15 protein-coding genes are annotated in these 15,909 nt (G+C 63.8%); 1 reads left to right on the top strand and 14 read right to left on the bottom strand.

The features are described from left to right. Positions 1-11: 11 nt before the first annotated feature. The 5 genes from PSQ39_RS18160 to PSQ39_RS18180 form a co-directional block, all read right to left on the bottom strand. Positions 12-644: a protein phosphatase CheZ gene (locus tag PSQ39_RS18160; RefSeq protein ID WP_273928437.1), complete on the bottom strand. Its 633-nt coding sequence runs from the start codon at positions 642-644 to the stop codon at positions 12-14. 7 nt (positions 645-651) lie between these two features. Next, positions 652-1,038, bottom strand: a complete 387-nt coding sequence (cheY, locus tag PSQ39_RS18165; protein ID WP_273928439.1) for a chemotaxis response regulator CheY — start codon at positions 1,036-1,038, stop codon at positions 652-654. A 59-nt stretch (positions 1,039-1,097) separates the two neighbouring features. Beyond that, positions 1,098-2,042, bottom strand: a complete 945-nt coding sequence (motB, locus tag PSQ39_RS18170; protein WP_273928441.1) for a flagellar motor protein MotB — start codon at positions 2,040-2,042, stop codon at positions 1,098-1,100. A gap of 49 nt (positions 2,043-2,091) precedes the next feature. Continuing rightward, positions 2,092-2,952: a flagellar motor stator protein MotA gene (gene motA, locus PSQ39_RS18175; protein WP_273928443.1), complete on the bottom strand. Its 861-nt coding sequence runs from the start codon at positions 2,950-2,952 to the stop codon at positions 2,092-2,094. A gap of 164 nt (positions 2,953-3,116) precedes the next feature. Next, positions 3,117-4,196, bottom strand: a complete 1,080-nt coding sequence (locus tag PSQ39_RS18180; RefSeq protein ID WP_273928445.1) for an FkbM family methyltransferase — start codon at positions 4,194-4,196, stop codon at positions 3,117-3,119. Between the two features lie 319 nt (positions 4,197-4,515). Here PSQ39_RS18180 and PSQ39_RS18185 point away from each other — a divergent pair, with 319 nt between their 5' ends. Further along, positions 4,516-5,646: a DegT/DnrJ/EryC1/StrS family aminotransferase gene (locus PSQ39_RS18185; protein ID WP_273928447.1), complete on the top strand. Its 1,131-nt coding sequence runs from the start codon at positions 4,516-4,518 to the stop codon at positions 5,644-5,646. 75 nt (positions 5,647-5,721) lie between these two features. Here the strand turns inward: PSQ39_RS18185 and PSQ39_RS18190 are convergent, their stop codons facing one another. Genes PSQ39_RS18190 through PSQ39_RS18230 form a run of 9 tightly spaced genes read right to left on the bottom strand, consistent with a single transcriptional unit; the run spans position 5,722 to position 15,742 of the window. Next, entirely contained in the window at positions 5,722-6,414 is a 693-nt protein-coding gene (locus tag PSQ39_RS18190; protein ID WP_273928449.1) for a class I SAM-dependent methyltransferase, read from the bottom strand. After that, positions 6,411-7,424, bottom strand: a complete 1,014-nt coding sequence (locus PSQ39_RS18195; RefSeq protein ID WP_273928452.1) for a hypothetical protein — start codon at positions 7,422-7,424, stop codon at positions 6,411-6,413. Before PSQ39_RS18195 ends, PSQ39_RS18190 begins: the two co-directional genes overlap by 4 nt. Continuing rightward, positions 7,409-8,128, bottom strand: coding sequence for a WbqC family protein (locus PSQ39_RS18200; RefSeq protein WP_273928453.1), 720 nt, complete (start codon positions 8,126-8,128; stop codon positions 7,409-7,411). Before PSQ39_RS18200 ends, PSQ39_RS18195 begins: the two co-directional genes overlap by 16 nt. Continuing rightward, a complete protein-coding gene (locus PSQ39_RS18205) occupies positions 8,125-8,646 on the bottom strand; it encodes a GNAT family N-acetyltransferase (protein WP_273928456.1) in 522 nt (173 codons plus the stop codon). Before PSQ39_RS18205 ends, PSQ39_RS18200 begins: the two co-directional genes overlap by 4 nt. Continuing rightward, a complete protein-coding gene (locus PSQ39_RS18210; RefSeq protein WP_273928457.1) occupies positions 8,643-9,413 on the bottom strand; it encodes a phytanoyl-CoA dioxygenase family protein in 771 nt (256 codons plus the stop codon). The genes PSQ39_RS18205 and PSQ39_RS18210 overlap by 4 nt, the downstream gene beginning before the upstream one ends. Positions 9,414-9,445: 32 nt before the next feature. After that, on the bottom strand, positions 9,446-10,462 hold the full coding sequence (locus tag PSQ39_RS18215; RefSeq protein ID WP_273928459.1) for a glycosyltransferase family 2 protein: 1,017 nt from the start codon (positions 10,460-10,462) through the stop codon (positions 9,446-9,448). Positions 10,463-10,482: 20 nt separating this feature from the next. Next, a complete protein-coding gene (locus PSQ39_RS18220) occupies positions 10,483-13,557 on the bottom strand; it encodes a glycosyltransferase family 2 protein (protein WP_273928461.1) in 3,075 nt (1,024 codons plus the stop codon). A gap of 2 nt (positions 13,558-13,559) precedes the next feature. Continuing rightward, positions 13,560-14,615, bottom strand: a complete 1,056-nt coding sequence (locus PSQ39_RS18225; RefSeq protein WP_273928463.1) for an NAD-dependent epimerase/dehydratase family protein — start codon at positions 14,613-14,615, stop codon at positions 13,560-13,562. Positions 14,616-14,635: 20 nt separating this feature from the next. Next, positions 14,636-15,742 (bottom strand): N-acetylneuraminate synthase family protein, encoded by a 1,107-nt coding sequence (locus PSQ39_RS18230; protein ID WP_273928464.1) that lies wholly within the window; start codon positions 15,740-15,742, stop codon positions 14,636-14,638. Positions 15,743-15,909: the final 167 nt, after the last annotated feature.

Raw genomic sequence — 15,909 nt, forward strand, 5'->3', positions numbered from 1 at the left:
GGGACCGGGGTTCAGAAACCCAGGCTGGCCAGCAGGTCGTCGACCTGCGACTGGTCGGTGACGATGTCGGGCGTGTTGTCCGGGTCGACCACGGGACCGGCCAAATGTTCACGCGCTGTCACGGTGGGCGGGACCGCCACGGGCACCGGCGCGGTCTGGATCACCAGTTGCACCAGTTGTTCTTCAATCGTGGCCGCCAGGTTCACCACCCGCGCAATCACCTGGCCCGTGAGGTCATGGAAGTCTTGCGCCATCATGATCTCGGTCAGGTGGGTGTCGGCGGCACGGGTGCGCTGTTCGACATCGCTGAGGTAGTTCAGCACCCGGCCCGAGGCCACGGCCCGCACCGGGTCCTTGATCAGGGCCGCGCGGACTTCTTGCGTGTCACTGGCCAGCGCGTCTTGCTCGGTTTTGGCCTGCTCAACGCGGGTCAGCACCTTTTCAGCTGCTTCGCCCGTCAAGCGCGCGATGTAGGACAGGCGGCTCTTGGCATCGGGCAGCTCGCCCATCGTGCCCCGCAACTTCTCGGTGTAGCCGAGTTCGTTGAGGGCGTTGTGCAGCTGCCGAGTCAGGTGCCCAATTTTCTGGTGAACGTCGGTGACGTCTCCATGGCTCGCGGTCAGGGGGGCGTCGCTGGTGTCCATGGTGGCCTCACAAACCCAGTTTCTTGAGGATGTTGGCGACTTTTTCTTCCAGCGTGGCCTTGGTGAAAGGCTTCACGATGTAGCCCGCCGCGCCGCCTTGTGCTGCCGCCACGATGTCTTCCTTGCGGGCCTCGGCGGTGACCATCAGCACCGGGAGGTGCTTGAGTCGCTCGTCGGCCTTGATCTCGGTCAAGAGCTGGAAGCCGTTCATGTTCGGCATGTTGATGTCGGTGACGACAAAGTCAAAGCGGCCATTGCGCAGCTTGTTCAAAGCTGCCAGGCCGTCTTCGGCTTCATCTGCTTCGGTGTATCCGCTTTCTTTGAGCAGGTTCCGTACGATGCGTCTCATCGTCGAAAAATCATCGACGATCAGAAAGCGAAGGGTGTTAGCCACAGGAGACCCTTTCGATCTTGAAATTCTGTGTAAAAGTCTATTGGAGCGCTAGCTTGATGTTAAGGTTTTTTTTCGGTCAAAACCTCAGTTTCTTTGGCTAACTCGGCTTCCGTTGCGTAGCCGGGCATTTTCGCCCAGCCCAGCAAGCGTTCTTCGGCCTCGCGCGTCATCACCGTGATGCTGATGCGCCGGTTGCTCGCGGCGCGCGGGCGTTCTTTTTCCAGCAGGTCCACGGCCGCCAGGCCGACCACCCGGGCGAGTTTCTCGTCGGGCATGCCGGCCGCCACCAGTTCCCGGCGCGAGGCATTGGCCCGGTCGGCTGAAAGTTCCCAGTTGCTGTAGCCGCGCTCGCCGTTGCCATAGGGGGCGGCATCGGTGTGGCCCGCCAGGCTGATGCGGTTTTCCACCCCGTTGAGGGCGTTGCCAATTTCGCGCAGGATGTCGCGCATATAGGGTTTGACCAAGGCGCTGCCGCTGTCGAACATGGGGCGGTTTTGATCGTCCACGATCTGGATCTGCAGCCCGTCGGGGGTGATCTCCATGCGGATCTGCGACTTGTACTCGTTGAGCTTGATGTTGTCGGTGATCAAGGTCTCGAGCTTGTCCTTGAGTGCTTGGATGCGTTTGGCGTCTTGCTTGGCCAGCGCCGCCTTGACAGCTTCGGGGTTGGATTTGACGACGGACTTGGCATCGGTGCGGTCGGCCTTCATGACCTGGCCGACCGAGCGGCTGAGGTCAGTGCCGCCACCGGGGATGATGCTGTTGCTGTTGCCGGCCCCCGAGCCCCCGGACATGGCGACCTTCATCGGCGAGGCAAAGTAAGAGGCGATCCCCTGCAGTTCGCCCTTGGCGGTGGAGCCCAGCAGCCACATCAGCAGAAAGAACGCCATCATGGCCGTCACAAAGTCGGCGTAAGCGATCTTCCAGGCACCACCGTGCGCCGCGTGGCCGCCCTTCTTGACCCGCTTGATGATGATGGGCTGAAGCTTTTTGGCGTCTGCCATGGTGTGGAGTGGACCTTAAACCTGCGTGCAAAAACGGTGAGAGGCAGGCTTACTTCTTGCCGCGAACATGGCTTTCCAACTCAGAGAAGGTCGGCCGGTCGGTGGAATAGAGCACTTTGCGGCCAAATTCGATGGCCGTGGTGGGGTTGTAGCCTTGCATGCTGGCCAGCAGGGTGGTCTTGATGCACTGCAGCTCTTTGGCTGCGTCTTCCATCTTCTGCTCCAGCAGGCCGCCCAAGGGCTCCATCACGCCATAAGCCAGCAAAATCCCCAGGAAGGTCCCGACCAGCGCGGAGCCGATCATGCCGCCCAGCACCGCCGGTGGCTGGCCCACCGAACCCATGGTGTTCACCACCCCGAGCACGGCGGCCACGATCCCGAAGGCGGGCAGGGCGCCGGCCAGCCGCGCCAAGGCAGCGATCGGGGCATGGGCTTCGGCGTGGTGGGTGTCGATTTCGCTGTCCATCAGGGCTTCGATTTCGTGGGCGTTCAGGTTGCCCGACACCATCATGCGCAGGTAGTCGGTGGTGAACTCGATCACGTGGTGGTCGTGGCCCACGACCGGGAATTTGCTGAAGATGGCGGATTCGTGGGGCGACTCCACGTCTTTTTCGATCGCCATCAAGCCTTCTTTGCGCGCTTTTTGCAGGATTTCATAGAGCATGGTGAGCAGCTCCATGTAGCGCGCTTTGGTGTATTTGGAGCCTTTGAGCGCGTCAGGCAAAGCCTTGAGCGTGGCTTTGAGCACCTTGGGCTGGTTGTTCACGACAAAGGCGCCGAGCGCGCCGCCAAAGATCGTGATCATTTCAAACGGCAAGGCGTGCAAGATGACGCTGATATTGCCGCCGTGGACAATGTAGACGCCAAAAATGCAGCCTAGGCAGACGACGTAGCCAATGATGACGAACATGCGGAGTCAGTGGTTGGGGCTCGGCAGGGCCTGTTGATCGGGCTTGCCTCGGCTGTCAGAAGGCAGTCGGGGCAAGTTACAGCGCTAAATGTATCGGATTGCTGCGCCGGCAAGGCGGGCAACAGAGGTCGAAACGGGGCCTTTCTCCCCGCCGCTCGACCAGATCAAGCCTTCACAACGCGTTCAGGTGCGATGCAATACAGCACGGTTTCCTCTTCGTGGATGGTGTAGTGGTCCACGTAGAGCTGGTAGAACGGGTAAGTCCGTTGGATGTGGAGAACGATCTCGAACAGGTCGTTCGGGTTGTGGTACAGCGAAATGCCCAGCTTGGGTTGGAAGCGCGTGATGCTTTCATGCGCGCCCTGCAAGGCCTCCATTTCCGAGCCTTCGATGTCCATCTTGATGTAGTCCACCCGCTCGATCTCACCGGAGCGCACCAGGCTGTCGATGCTGCGCAAGGGCACTTGCTGCTGTGTGGTGCGGAAGCCGGGTGAGTATTTGTTGACGACGATGGGCGGGCAGTCGACGTCGCGGTTGGACAGGCCATAGGGCATGGGTTTCACATTGGGCAGCGGAAATTGCTGGCAGTTGTGGCCCATCAATTCCAGGTGCTCGGCCACCGGGTCGAAGGCATACACCCGGCCGCTGGGGCCCACGGCGTTGGAAAACACCAGGGCCGTGTCGCCTGTGCAGGCGCCGCCGTCGATCACATGGTCGCCCGCCTGGGGCGCCACCACGACACCATTTTTCTCGTAGAAGTACTGGCGGCGGAACAGGTAGTACTCCAGGCCCAGGCAGTCGATCTTGTATTGGTGGCCCTCGTACTCAAAATCGTAGTGCTTGAGCTTGCCAAACATGCCGGTCAGGGCGAGTTGGCTTTCCACCCCTTGCTCGAGGGCTTGGTAGGCTGCGTACTCCTGGGGTTTGAAGAGGTAGTCCACCGGGATCTTCACGCTGTGGTGCCCAGCCAGTCGGTAGCTGACGAGGAACATGTATAGCAGCTTGGAGTCGTCGTTGCTCAGGGCCGAATACGCGCGGAACAGGTCGCTGTGGTGGCGGTAAAACCAATCAAAGTAAAACACCCTCGAGCCCACCTCAAACACGCCAGAGCGGTCCACCCCGTCGGTGTTGTAGCGCTGCTTGTCGAAGTTGTCGAAATAGGTGTTCATCTTCAGCGCCTGAATCGACGCTGACAGGATGGAGATGTAGAAGTCCTGGACGGTGCCGGGAAGCGCGGTGAACATGGGGCTACTCCTGTTGAGGCGGTTGCCTGGGGCAACACGGTCGTGAGACTTAATGTATCGGCAGCACTTTCTGCTTGGTGTGGACAACAGAGGGGAGAAAGCCGGGCTTTACCGCCTTTGTGTGGCCCCGGCCTGGCGCGGCAGAAGGCACTGGTCTTCACCCGCACCACCCCCCTTCGTACAGACCCTCAAAATGGCGGGCTTAGCGCGGCTTGTTCTGCCTTTTGTTCGCTGGTCAAGTCCGTTGGGAACTGGCACATTCAGGCGAAAGCAGGCTTCACATCGTGCAACCCTGCGCCTCAACCCCAAGGGTGAAGTCATGAACAACGAGAAAACCTACGTCACCAAGCCCTACCTCCCCCCCTTGGAGGAGTTCATCCCCTATCTGGAGAAGGTGTGGCAAAGCGGCCAACTCACCAACGGGGGGCCATTTCACAAGCAGTTTGAATTGGCGCTGGCCGAGTATCTGGAGGTGCCCCATGTGGCGCTGTTCACCAACGCCACGATTGCGCTGGTGACGGCCTTGCAGGCCCTGCGCATCACGGGCGAGGTGATCACCACGCCGTATTCATTCGTTGCCACCGCCCACTCTTTGCTGTGGAATGGCATCAAGCCGGTGTTTGTGGACATCGACCCGGTCACCCTCAACATGGATCCGGCCAAGATCGAAGCCGCCATCACCCCGCAAACCACCGCCATCTTGCCGGTGCATTGCTATGGTCACCCCTGCGACGTGGAGGCGATCGAGAAAATCGCCGACATGTACAACCTGCGCGTGATCTACGACGCGGCCCATGCTTTTGGCGTCCAATGCCATTGCGGCAGTGTGCTCAACCACGGTGACCTGTCCATTTTGAGCTTCCACGCGACCAAAGTCTTCAACACCTTCGAGGGCGGCGCCATCATTTGCCGCGACCTGAAAAGCAAAGAGCGCATCGACTTTTTGAAGAACTTTGGCTACGCCAACGAAACCGCCGTGGTGGCCACGGGCATCAACGGCAAGATGAGTGAATTCAATGCCGCCCTGGGTTTGCTGCAGCTCAAGCACATTGATGGGGCGCTGGCCAAGCGCCAGGAGATTGACGCGCTGTACCGCCAGGCGCTGGCCGATGTGCCTGGTGTGCGCTGTGTGTCCGGCCGCGATGAGCTGCGCGCCAACTACGCCTACTTTCCGATCCTTCTCGAAGAGGACTACCCGATCGCGCGCGATGAACTCTACAACCTGCTGTTGGAGCACAACATCCACGCGCGGCGTTATTTCTACCCCTTGATCAGCGAGTTCTCCATGTACCGGGGTCTGCCCTCGGCCAGCCCGAGCAACTTGCCGCGCGCGCACTTCGCTTCCAGCCGGATTCTGTGTCTGCCGATTTATCCGGATTTGCCGCTGGAGATCGTGCACCAAGTGGTCGACATCGTGCGGCGGGCCCGTCCCCAAGCCCTGGTGGCCTGAGCGCTTCGTGATGCCATCGCACCATGCGGCCCGTCACCGGCGGCGTCGCTCAGGTGTTGTTGGCCAGCGGTGCTCTCAGGCGCCGCTGCAAACGCTGTAGACCGATGCGCCCATCTCCGGGTAGGTGAGGCTGAGCTGATCACAGGCGGCCACGTACTCTTTGCTGACGATGTTGTCGGCCAGTGCCCGGTCAAATTGTCCGTTGGACAGTGTCTTCAAAATCACCCCGCCTTGGGCGCGGCTCACCAAGCCCGCCGCCTCGAGGTCCGCGTTGAGTGTCTGTTGGGTGTAGGTGCGCCAGTGCCCATGGACTTTTTCAGCCTCCGTCACGGCTTCGCAGTGGCTGATCAGACCCATGGCCACAGCAATTTGGCGCGATAGCGCCAAGGCATTGGGGACGGCCACGAACAAATGCCCGGTAGGGGTCAGCAGTTCACGCAAGGCCTGCAGTACCTCAACTGGGTTGTCGATGTGCTCGAGTGTGTGGACCAGAAAGATCTGGTCGTAGCGCTTGCCTGTGACCAAGTCTTCGATCTTGCCGACGGTGATGTTCACCTTGTCGCCATGGCGCTCGGCCACGGCCTGGGCCCACTCGGAATTCATCTCTGCCACGTCGAGCTGGCCCAGCTCTTCTAGCAGCAAGCCCGTCATGTCACCCATGTAGCAGCCCACTTCCAGCGAGGCCCCCTGGGGCTTCAGAAAGGGGCGCCAGCGCTGAATCAGGGCGCGGCGAATCATCCAGTCAAAGTCATAGGCGTAGGGGGTCATGGGGAATCCTCGGTGAAAGAGTGAATAAGGGGCAGCAGCTGCGCCTTCAGGCGCTCCAGCTGCGGTGTGCTGAGCAGGGGGCCTGTGGGCAGCAACAGACAGTCATGCCAAGCCGATGGGCCTTCCGGGTGGTCCATGCCAGGCCAGAAGTGCGGGATGAAAATGCCTTCGGCCGCCAGGCGTTGGCGCAGTCGCGGGCTGTCCAGGCCCGCTCTGTAGAAGGGGTAGGCGATGGGCGCGCCAGCGCAGGCGCGGGCGCAGCCCGTGGCGTCAAAAAACTGATTGAGGTGTCCCAGTTGCTGGTCAAGCCATCCGTAGGCCGCCTGGCGGCGCGCCTGAAACTCGGCACCATTCAGGCAACTGATCAGCTTGGGCAGCCAGGTCGGTAGGGCGGCGTCGGCCTGGTGTACCTGGGCTTCGTGTTGCTTGAACTGGGCGTAGCCTGCGGTCCGCGGTTGCAGCAGGGCCAGCCAAGCGGCGTTGAGTTCTGTCGCTGCCTGGTTTGCGTTGCACAGCTGTTCGGCGTTGGGCGGCAGCTGTGCGCTGAGCAACTGTGCACCGCAGGGCACAGGGTAAAACTTGCGGAAAGACACGACCGTGTTCCAGCCCTGTGCATGCCAGTAGGGCGCCGCATGCAGGTCGTGCACGAGGTCCAGTACCGAGTGCAGCCGGCGTGCTTGCATTTCTGCGAGCGCGGGCAAGCGGCAGCCTGCCGTCTGACCCAGTGGTGGGTAGAACACGATGCCATGACCCGGTTGGGCCATCGCAGGAATGCCCGGTTGACCAGGGTGGTCTGCGGCGTAGCGGTGCACCGAGAAGAACTGCGACAGGAAGTGCACGGTGTCGGGGCAGTAGAACCCAGGCAGCCACAGCTCACGCACTTCCACTTGCTGAAAAAAGTCACGCAAGGCGTGGCTGGCCGAATACGCCCAGTGGCCTTGATCCGTGCCCTGGGGCATCAGGTCGTACCAGGTCGGGAAGCCGCCGACGGATGTCAGTTCGTGACCCATTCGATGGCTCCCAAAGTGACCTCGGTGCGGGTTTGCTCGAATCCCAGGTTGAACAAGGTGTCGATGATGGACAGCCCAAAATCCTCTTGCCCGGCCCGGGGCTGGGGGAAGGGCCGAAGCACCGGCCGCAAAAAGCCCAGGTGCATGCCACGCGCCTGGAAAGCGCCGGGCTCGTAGAGTGCCCGTCCGCCCGGGGCGTTGATGTAATGGCTGGCGCCTGCTTGGGTGCAGATGGCCAGAACCCGGTCCTGGGCGTGGTGTTCACCGCCCCAGCCGGTGTCGCTGGCGACCAGGAATTGGCATGCCAGTCCCAGCTGGCGGGCCAGGTCGAACAAGGTGTGGTGCAGAAAAGCGGACAGTTGCTGGTCGTCGGCATGTTCTTGCCAGAGCATGCTCAGGTAGCTGTAGACCTCATCGAAATAGGGGTGTTGACGGTACATCCGGTGCAGGTCAGCGAGCTGGTGGGTGGAGAACTTTTTCAGGTCCACCAGTTGCCGTTCCTTGATCAGGGCTTTGCTGCTGGCGGCCCTCAAGGGCAGGCTGAAGTGCTTGGCCTGTTGACCGTCCCAGACGCGGTTCTTGTTGCTCCAGCCCTTGGTGAACTGCACATCATCGTGTGAGATCCAGACGTCGGCATGGTGCATCAGCTGGAAGTACCCCAGGTAGGGGTACAGGTAAGGCTGCATCAGCGCCACCCGTTTCATGCGCCTCTCGCCGCGGTGCGCAGCGCCCAGGTTTCGCTGTCCTTCCAAGCGCCGTGCTTCCAGGTGCTTTGCGGGTGGAGGCCTTCGCAGACAAAGCCCACCTTTTGGTAGAGGCGTTTGGCGGCCAGGTTGTCGCTGAGCACGCTGAGGTGCAGGCGCGACAGGTTCAGGTCTTGGAATGCGTGGGCGATGCCTTGGCGAGCGGCTTCGGTGCCGACGCCGCGGCCCCGCGCGCTGGGGGTCAGCGCCATGGCGAATTCCGCGCTGCGGTGGATCCAGTCGATGCCCAGCAGGTAGAAGACCCCCATGGGCTCGGTCCCTTGTTCGATCACCAAGCGCACCTGGCGGTCTCGCTGGCGGCGGTAGGCGCTGAGCCATTCGGCGTCGGTTTCAGTCGACACATGGCGGAAGGCGGCGCCCAGGTGGTCCACCACCTCGGGCTCGCGCAGGGTGTGGATGAAGGGGAGATCGCGGCTTTCAATTTCCCGCAGTCGGATGTCGGTCGGGGCAGTGCTCATCCTTGTCCTCGTTTGTAGAAGCGCTGCTCCGGCGGCGCGTTCCATTCGGCCATGCTTTGTGGCACTTTGGCGTTATAGCCGAGGACTTGGGCCAGGCGAGGGTTCAAACGGGATTCTTGGTCCAGACCCAGCAGCCTTGCATAGTCCATCAAGGGCTTGAGGTAGGGCCGGGTGATGGCCATGGTGATGCCAACGCGGAACTGGTCCGTTGTGTTGGTACCCGCCCGGTGCACCGTGTCCGGAAAAAAGGCCAGGGCGGAGCCCCGCGGCGCGGTGGCATGGACTGACTGGCGCTCCAGGGCCTCCACGGTCGGCACGCTCTCATGCAAATGGGTGCCTGGCGCCACCTCGGTGCAGCCATTGGCGACGGTGAAGTCATCCAGGAACAACATCACGATGATGTATTCACGCCCTGCGGCCCGGTAGGTCGGGCTGTCGCGGTGCCATTGGCTGCCGTGGGCGTAAGCGCCTTGACCGGTCGGCGGGTTGATGGAGGCGCCGATGGCGTGCAGGATCCAGGGCTGATGATGGAACAAGGGATCACAAAACCCGTGCAACCAGTCTGAGGCCAGCAGGGCTTGGGTGTGGGGGTATTCAACGAAGTGGTGCACCCCCCAGTGATGCGCGCTGATCGGGGGGCGCAGCGCCGACTGCCGCTGGTGCCAGTCGAAGATCTCTTCTTTCAGGGCTGCGCAGGTGCTTGCATCGGTCACGGGCCCCAGGGCCAGGTAGCCGTCGCGGTCGAGTTGCTCGAACGAATATGTCATGGTGCTTCCTCCGGTGGGGCGACGGCCAGTGCTCAGAGCTGTTGCACCAGCCGCGCCAGTTCGTCCAGGTGTGGGCGTGGCGTCACAAAAGGGCGGCCACGCGAGGCATCGTCGTAAATCAAGGGCGCCAAGGCTTGGTGGGTGGCGATCAGCAGCTCTTTCGCCATGGGGCGCAGTTCTTGACCTACTTCACTGGCCTGGATCATTTGCAGCATCGCTTGGATCACGCCGACGTCGGACAACAAGCGCCCATGGGCGTTGGCTTTGGCCAAGTAGCGTGTGGCTTTGTCGAAGATGTTGTGGTCGTCAAAAATGTAGTCGTAAGTGCGCACGCTTTCTGTGATCCGGCGCAACTCGCCCCCCGTGCGATTGGTCGCGTTGCTGGCATGGATGCGGTAGTAGCCCTGGGGTTCGTCCAGCACATAGGCTGGTCCTCGCGTGGCCACGCGTGCGCACATGTACTGGTCGGGGTAGGCCGAGGTGGGTAGGCCAATCAATTGGTCCCGCAACACATGGCGTTGAATGGCGCCCACTTCATCCAGAGCGCTGCGCTTGAGGATGGCAAAGGAGCAAATGATCCAGTTGGTGATGCACAAATGGTGCACCACCGAGTGCGGGCCCGTGCTCAGCGCCGGTCGGTAGACGCCGGTGTCAGGCTGGATTTGATCGCCAGTTTTTCGTTGGTAGAGGCTGTAGCCCAAACCGCATTCAGGGTGTTGCAGCAGGCCCTCACAGAGCAGTTTTTCCAGGAATTGGGGCCACAGAATGTCGTCGTGGTGCAGCCACATCACGTAGTCCGAATGGGTGCGTCGGTACATGATGTCCAAGCATTCGATACCACCGATGTTCTGCTCGTTCTGGCTGAACTCAATGACCATGCCCTGCGCACGCCATTTGTCAATCACCGGCTGGACGGGGTTGCCCGGGCTGTCGTCGATGATGTGGACATTGAAGCCCTGCCAGGTTTGCGTGGCCAAGGATTGCAAGCACTCATCCAGGTACTCGGGGTGTTTGTACGAGGTGATCAGGATGTCCAGAAGTTTCGTCATACGGGCTTTGTGAGGTCGCGTTAATCCAACCAGCCATCCACCGCCATGCGCCCAAAGCGCAACGGGTCGGCTTGCAGCAGCTGCAGTCGGGGGTGCACGCCCGCCAGGGTGGCGGCGTCGCTGGCGCTGCTCAGCAGCACGGTGTGGGCCGGGGCCAGCAGGGGCCGCAGGCGGCTGCGCAGCAGGGCCGGGTGGGGCGGGCACAGGAAGTTGTCGGGCTGGTTCAGCTTCTCGGGTTGGTCCAGCAAGACCACGCAAGGCAGATCGGGGCGGTGCTGGGCCAGCGCGGCCAGCAGGGCTTGGGCCAGGGGCAGGTGCAGGCCGTGGATCAGCACCCGGTCCGGGGCGGCGCGCAGCACGTCCATCAGCCAATCGGCCAGCGGCCCGGGTTGGGTGCCGATGTCAAAGCGGCTGACCTGGGCCGAGTCGGCGCCGCGCAGGCTGTCTTGCAGGCGCTGCAGCACCGACAGCGGCCCTGCCACTGCCGGGCCCACCAGCAGCCAGCGCAGTCGCTTCGCATGTGGGCCTACCCAGTGGGCATGGCGTGCGGTTTCGGGCAGGTCAGGCTGGCTCAGGCTCAGCTGGCGGTGGTGGTTCGGGTCCAGGGCCAGGGCCTGCAGGGGCAGGGTGGGCCAGGCCGGAGGCACGGCATTCAGGGCGCCTGTCGGGCGGGGCTCGGCGGCTGGGTGCGGGTGTTGCAGCACCACCGCGTGCGGGGTCCAGACCAGCAGGCGTTGTTGCGCGCGCAGGCGCCAACCCAGCTCGGCCCAGGCAGCCCGTTCGGGCAGGGCTTCGTCCAGCCAGGCGGCACCGGCCAGCGCCGAGCGCTTGATCAGCAGCACCGAGGCGTTGACGGCCAGCGCGCTTTGCTCGCACAGGGCGCGTTCGTGCAGGCCAGGGGCGTCCAGCGCCAGATCGCGGAAGGCGGGGCCCGCCAGGCCTTCGAGGCCGCCCAGCCAGTAGCTTTCGATCAGCAGGGAGTTGGCCGGGTTGACCAGGCGTGGCGCCACGGCCCCCACGTCAGGGCGCTGGGCGATGCCCAGCAGGCGCTCCAGCCAGTCGGGTTGGATCAGGTGGCTGCGCACGTCCAGGCACAGCAGGTGCTCGGCCGTGCTGTGGCGCAGGCCCAGGTTCAGCGCCTGGGCGGGGCTCAGGCCGCGCGCGTCCAGCCGCTGCACGCGGCCTTGCCAGAACGCGTCTTGCGCCAGGCTGTCCAGGAAGGCCAGTTCGTCGGGGTCCTCGCAGCCCAGGTCCAGCAGCAGGATCGGGGTGCGGTCGTCCGGGCCCAATTGCTGCCAGCTGGCCAGCAGGGGCTGCAGGTACTGGCGGTCGTGGCGCACGGCGATCAAGGCGGTGACGTCGCTTGGCTGGGGTGCGGCGTAGCGCACGTGGTGGGTGTGCGGGCTCAGGCTGGGCAAGACCTCGGCGGCCAAGCCTTGGCGGGCCAGGTGCTCGCGCAGGGCGGCGCGTTCGGCCTCGGGTTCGCTGTGGCGGCTGGCCGCGCTGGCGTACAGCCACAGCAGCTCGCTCAGGTGGCCGATGGCGGCGGCGCCGGCCTGGTCGTGCAGACGCAACACCAGGTCGTAGGCGCTGGCGTCCGTGTGGGGGCCCAGGCCGCCGCAGGCCAGCCAGGCTTGCTTTTCGACGAACAGTGCGCGCCCGGTGTAGGCCTTGGAACGCAGCAGGTCCAGGTTGAAGTCAGGCTTGAAGTGCGCTTCGGGCGACTGGCCGGTGGGCTGCAGCCCGTCATCGCCATAGACCAGGCGCCAGGCTGGCTGGGCATTGATCTGGTCGGCCAGCACTTGCAGGGATTGGGGCTCGGCCACGGTCACCCCCGCGGGCAGCAGGCCCAGCCAGTCGGCTGGCGAGGCCTCGGCCAGGGCCTGCAGCACGATGGGCGCGGTGCTGGCGTCGCGCAGGCACAGCCACTGCAGGCGCGGGTTGGTGGCGATCGCGCTGGGGGCGTCGGCCGTGCTCAGCACCGTCAGAATCCACTCGGGGTAGAGCTGGGCGTCCAGGCTGGCCAACAAGGCGGCCACGCTGTCCTGTTCCTCGGGCGCGCAGCTCAGCAGCAGGTGAAAGCGGGGCTTGTGCTGCCAGTCCACCATCATGCGTTCGGCCAGGGCCTGGGCCGTGAACTCGTTGAGCGACTGGGCTTGGCGCCACTGGGCAAAGGCCAGGTCGGCCGCGCCGGGCTGGTAGCGCACCGGCTGGGGAGCGGGCTCGGTCAGGGGCAGGGCCTGGCTGTCACGGATGAACTGCTGCAGCTTGACCCAGAACTGCTCCTCCAGGCGTTGGTAGGTGGCCTGCATCTGGCCCACGGTGCGGCGGGCGTAGGCCACTTCCTCGGGCGCGCCACCAAAGGCCATGCCCTCGCGGCCCAACTCCTGCGAGTTGATGGCCTGGCCGTCAAAGAAGGGCGAGTGCAGGGTCACGGCGGGGCAGCCGCACAGCACGGCCTCCAGCGCGATGGCGGTGGACTCGAAGCAGTAGAGCATCTCGCTGCGCCGCATCAGCGCGGCCAGCTCGGCGCGGCTGGCCGGCCAGGTGGCGGTGATCACGGTGGCCTGGGCCAGCTCCGGGTGTTCTTTCAGCGCGTTCAGGTGCCGGCCGGGGTAGACCAGGATGCCCTGGCGCTGCGTGTCCAGCGGGTTGTCGCGGTTGTTGAACAGGCTGGAGTCCACCGAGGGGAAGAACAGCACATTGCCCGGCGGTGCATTGGGCGGCAGGATGTTTTGGCCGTAGGCGTAGATCAGCTCGGTGTCGGCAAAGGTTTTGTCGCCCCCGATCAGGCCCGGCACATTGAGCACATAGCGCACCACCGACTTGGCGCGGCGCGGGTTGCCGCTGACGATCTCGGGGTAGACCACGATGGGCTCGCGCCCGGCCTGCTGGTGGCGCCGCACCACCTCCTCACTGAGCGTGGGGGTGTTGAGTTCGGGATTCACCCCTGCGGTGAAGACATAGGCTTCTTCGCCCAGGCGGTTGAGCACATGGCAAAGCATGTGCATGACGCGGATGCCTGCCGAAGAGCGGCGGTACGGTGGCGCCTCGATGTAATAGGGGCGGCGCAGCGATTCGTACAGTTGGGGCATGGTCAGTCCTGGGCGAGGGGCTTGCTGGGGTCGGCGGTGCCCGCAATGGCTTGGGCCAGCGGGGTCCAGACATCCAGCTTCAGTTCCTGGCGGGCGCGCTCAATGGCGGGCACGTAGCAAGAGCGCGAGGGGTTGCCGACAGGCTGGCGTGCCAGGCTCACGGACTGGCCCGGGCTGAGTTGCTGGTTCACCTGGCGTGCCAGTTGTTCGATGGTGATGGCCTGGTCCGAGCCCACGTTATAGGCACGGCCGTGCTCGCCGCGCAGCAGCAGTTGCAGCAACCACACCGCCAGGTCGGCCCCGTAAAGGTAGCTGCGCACCGGCGTGCCGTCGCCTTGCACCTGCACGCCGTGGCCGGCCAGGCCGTCGCGGATGAAATTGCCGATGGCGAAGTGGCCCTGTAAGTCCAGGCCAGCGCCCACAAAGGCAAAGCAGCGCGCCACCGGGATGGCCATGCCATGCGCGTCGCCAAAGTGGCGGCTCCACAGCTCGGCGGTGGCCTTGGCTTCGCCATAGGGGTCGGGTTGGTCCAGGCTGCGTTGCAGCGCGGTGGTTTCGGGCGTGTGGCTGGCCGCGCGGGCGGCTGGCCCATAGACCGCGCCGGAGCTGACAAGCAGCGCTCGCTTCACGCCCTGGGCCAGGGCCTGCTGCAAGGTGTTGCGCGTGCCCAGCAACACATCGTCCAGGATGGCCAGCGGTCGGGTGTGGGCCTGGGCATGGGTGTCGGTGGCGGCGTGGATCAGCAGTTCGGCCGGGCGGCGGTCTTCAAAGTGGCGCACGTCGCCGGTGACCCAGTCGATCCAGGGGCGGTCCGCGAAGTGCGGTGCCAGCGCCTGGAAGCGCTGCGGCTCGCGCGACAGCAAGCGCACGCGAAAGCGGTGGCCGCGCTGCTGCAGCAAGTCCAGCAGGCAGAGCAGCCAATAGCCAAAAAAGCCGGTACCGCCGGTGATGAACAGGGTCTTGTCGTCCAGCGCCCCGGCGTCCAGGTGCGGCAGCAACTGGGCCAGCCGCCCCTGGATGGCGGGCAGACCGGGGGCGGGGTAGGGCGGCAGGCTCACGGGGCGGCCAGGCGAGGCGTTCAGAGGCCGCGGTCGTAAATGGCCTGGCGCAGCGACTCGTGCTGGGCGTAAGGGCTGTCCACGTCGTCGATGGTCAGGGCGGCGTCACGGCTGACCGGGCGGGTCAGCTTCAGGCCGTTCATGGTCTCGCGGCAGGAGAGCTGGCCTTTTTGCAGCGGGATGGCGAGGTAGAAGTCCTCGTCGCTGCCCGGGTGCTTGAATTCATAGCCGGCAGGCAGGTCGCGTTTGACGTAAACGCCGCGCACCAGGCCGTCCAGGTACTCGGTTTCCTTCTTCTTGGGCTGGCGCTTGGACTGCCCCGAGCCCCCGCACATGGCCACGGCCTTGTGGTAAGCCTTGAACCAGGTGTCGATCTGGTGCGGCAGCGAGCAGTAGGGCGAGACCGGGATGCCGCCTTCTTCGATGTCGATGTGGCGCTCCCAGGTGCGCGCGCCCTTGGCGTAGGACAGCAGCATGGACGAAGACCAGTCGGTGTACTCGTGCGTGGAGTAGCCGATCACGTTCTTCGGGTAGAGCTTCTTCAGGTAGTCGATCTGGTTGATTTCCAGCTCGTCGTCCTCGCTGGGGTAGAGCGACACGCAGTGGTTCACCGCCAGCGGGATGTTGCGGTTGGCGAAGAACTTCACCATGTCATCGATGTCTTTTTGGCTGGAGCCGCCCGTGGAGACGATGACGGGCTTCTTGGTTTCGGCGATGCGCTCGATCAGGAACCAGTCGTTGATGTCCGAGCTGGCGATCTTGATCAGGGGCAGGTCCAACTCTTCGCACAGGTCCACCGAGCGCTCATCAAAGGCGGTGGCCATGGGGATGCAGCCGCGTTCCTTGATGGTGCGCGTCAGGGTCTTGTACTCGGCCTTGCTGAGCTTGGTGACCTCGGTCTTCTTGATGTAGCGGATGTCCTCGCGGCCGCGGAAGTCCTTGTGGATGAAGTGGTCCACCTCGCGGAACTGCAGCTTGATGGCGGCGCGCACATTGTTGAAGCGCACCACCTGCGAGAAGTCATGCACGATCTTCAGGCCCCGGTCCAGCCGGCCCCAGTGGTTGTTGGCCAGTTCGAGAATGAAGAGGTTCTCGAAGATGCTGTTGGGGTTGTGCTCTGTGGACATGGAGGACTCCGTCAAATGAGGGGCCGCAGGGGCCTGTCAAACGCCAGCCTTTGCGGAAGGGGGCGCCACATGCCGCAGCGCCGCTTGGGCTCAATCATCTCAGCAACGGCGGCGCGCAATGGTTCAAACAAAGTGGTTTTTTAGCACCAGATTGCTCGGCTGGGGCG

Origin of the sequence: Curvibacter microcysteis, assembly GCF_028649455.1 — a bacterium.
Taxonomy (GTDB): domain Bacteria; phylum Pseudomonadota; class Gammaproteobacteria; order Burkholderiales; family Burkholderiaceae_C; genus Curvibacter; species Curvibacter microcysteis.

Coding starts and splice junctions, on each gene's coding strand:
- PSQ39_RS18160 (WP_273928437.1), bottom strand. CDS start 644: ATGGACACCAGCGACGCCCCCCTGACCGCGAGCCATGGAGACGTCACC.
- motB (WP_273928441.1), bottom strand. CDS start 2,042: ATGGCAGACGCCAAAAAGCTTCAGCCCATCATCATCAAGCGGGTCAAG.
- motA (WP_273928443.1), bottom strand. CDS start 2,952: ATGTTCGTCATCATTGGCTACGTCGTCTGCCTAGGCTGCATTTTTGGC.
- PSQ39_RS18180 (WP_273928445.1), bottom strand. CDS start 4,196: ATGTTCACCGCGCTTCCCGGCACCGTCCAGGACTTCTACATCTCCATC.
- PSQ39_RS18185 (WP_273928447.1), top strand. CDS start 4,516: ATGAACAACGAGAAAACCTACGTCACCAAGCCCTACCTCCCCCCCTTG.
- PSQ39_RS18190 (WP_273928449.1), bottom strand. CDS start 6,414: ATGACCCCCTACGCCTATGACTTTGACTGGATGATTCGCCGCGCCCTG.
- PSQ39_RS18195 (WP_273928452.1), bottom strand. CDS start 7,424: ATGGGTCACGAACTGACATCCGTCGGCGGCTTCCCGACCTGGTACGAC.
- PSQ39_RS18200 (WP_273928453.1), bottom strand. CDS start 8,128: ATGAAACGGGTGGCGCTGATGCAGCCTTACCTGTACCCCTACCTGGGG.
- PSQ39_RS18205 (WP_273928456.1), bottom strand. CDS start 8,646: ATGAGCACTGCCCCGACCGACATCCGACTGCGGGAAATTGAAAGCCGC.
- PSQ39_RS18210 (WP_273928457.1), bottom strand. CDS start 9,413: ATGACATATTCGTTCGAGCAACTCGACCGCGACGGCTACCTGGCCCTG.
- PSQ39_RS18215 (WP_273928459.1), bottom strand. CDS start 10,462: ATGACGAAACTTCTGGACATCCTGATCACCTCGTACAAACACCCCGAG.
- PSQ39_RS18220 (WP_273928461.1), bottom strand. CDS start 13,557: ATGCCCCAACTGTACGAATCGCTGCGCCGCCCCTATTACATCGAGGCG.
- PSQ39_RS18230 (WP_273928464.1), bottom strand. CDS start 15,742: ATGTCCACAGAGCACAACCCCAACAGCATCTTCGAGAACCTCTTCATT.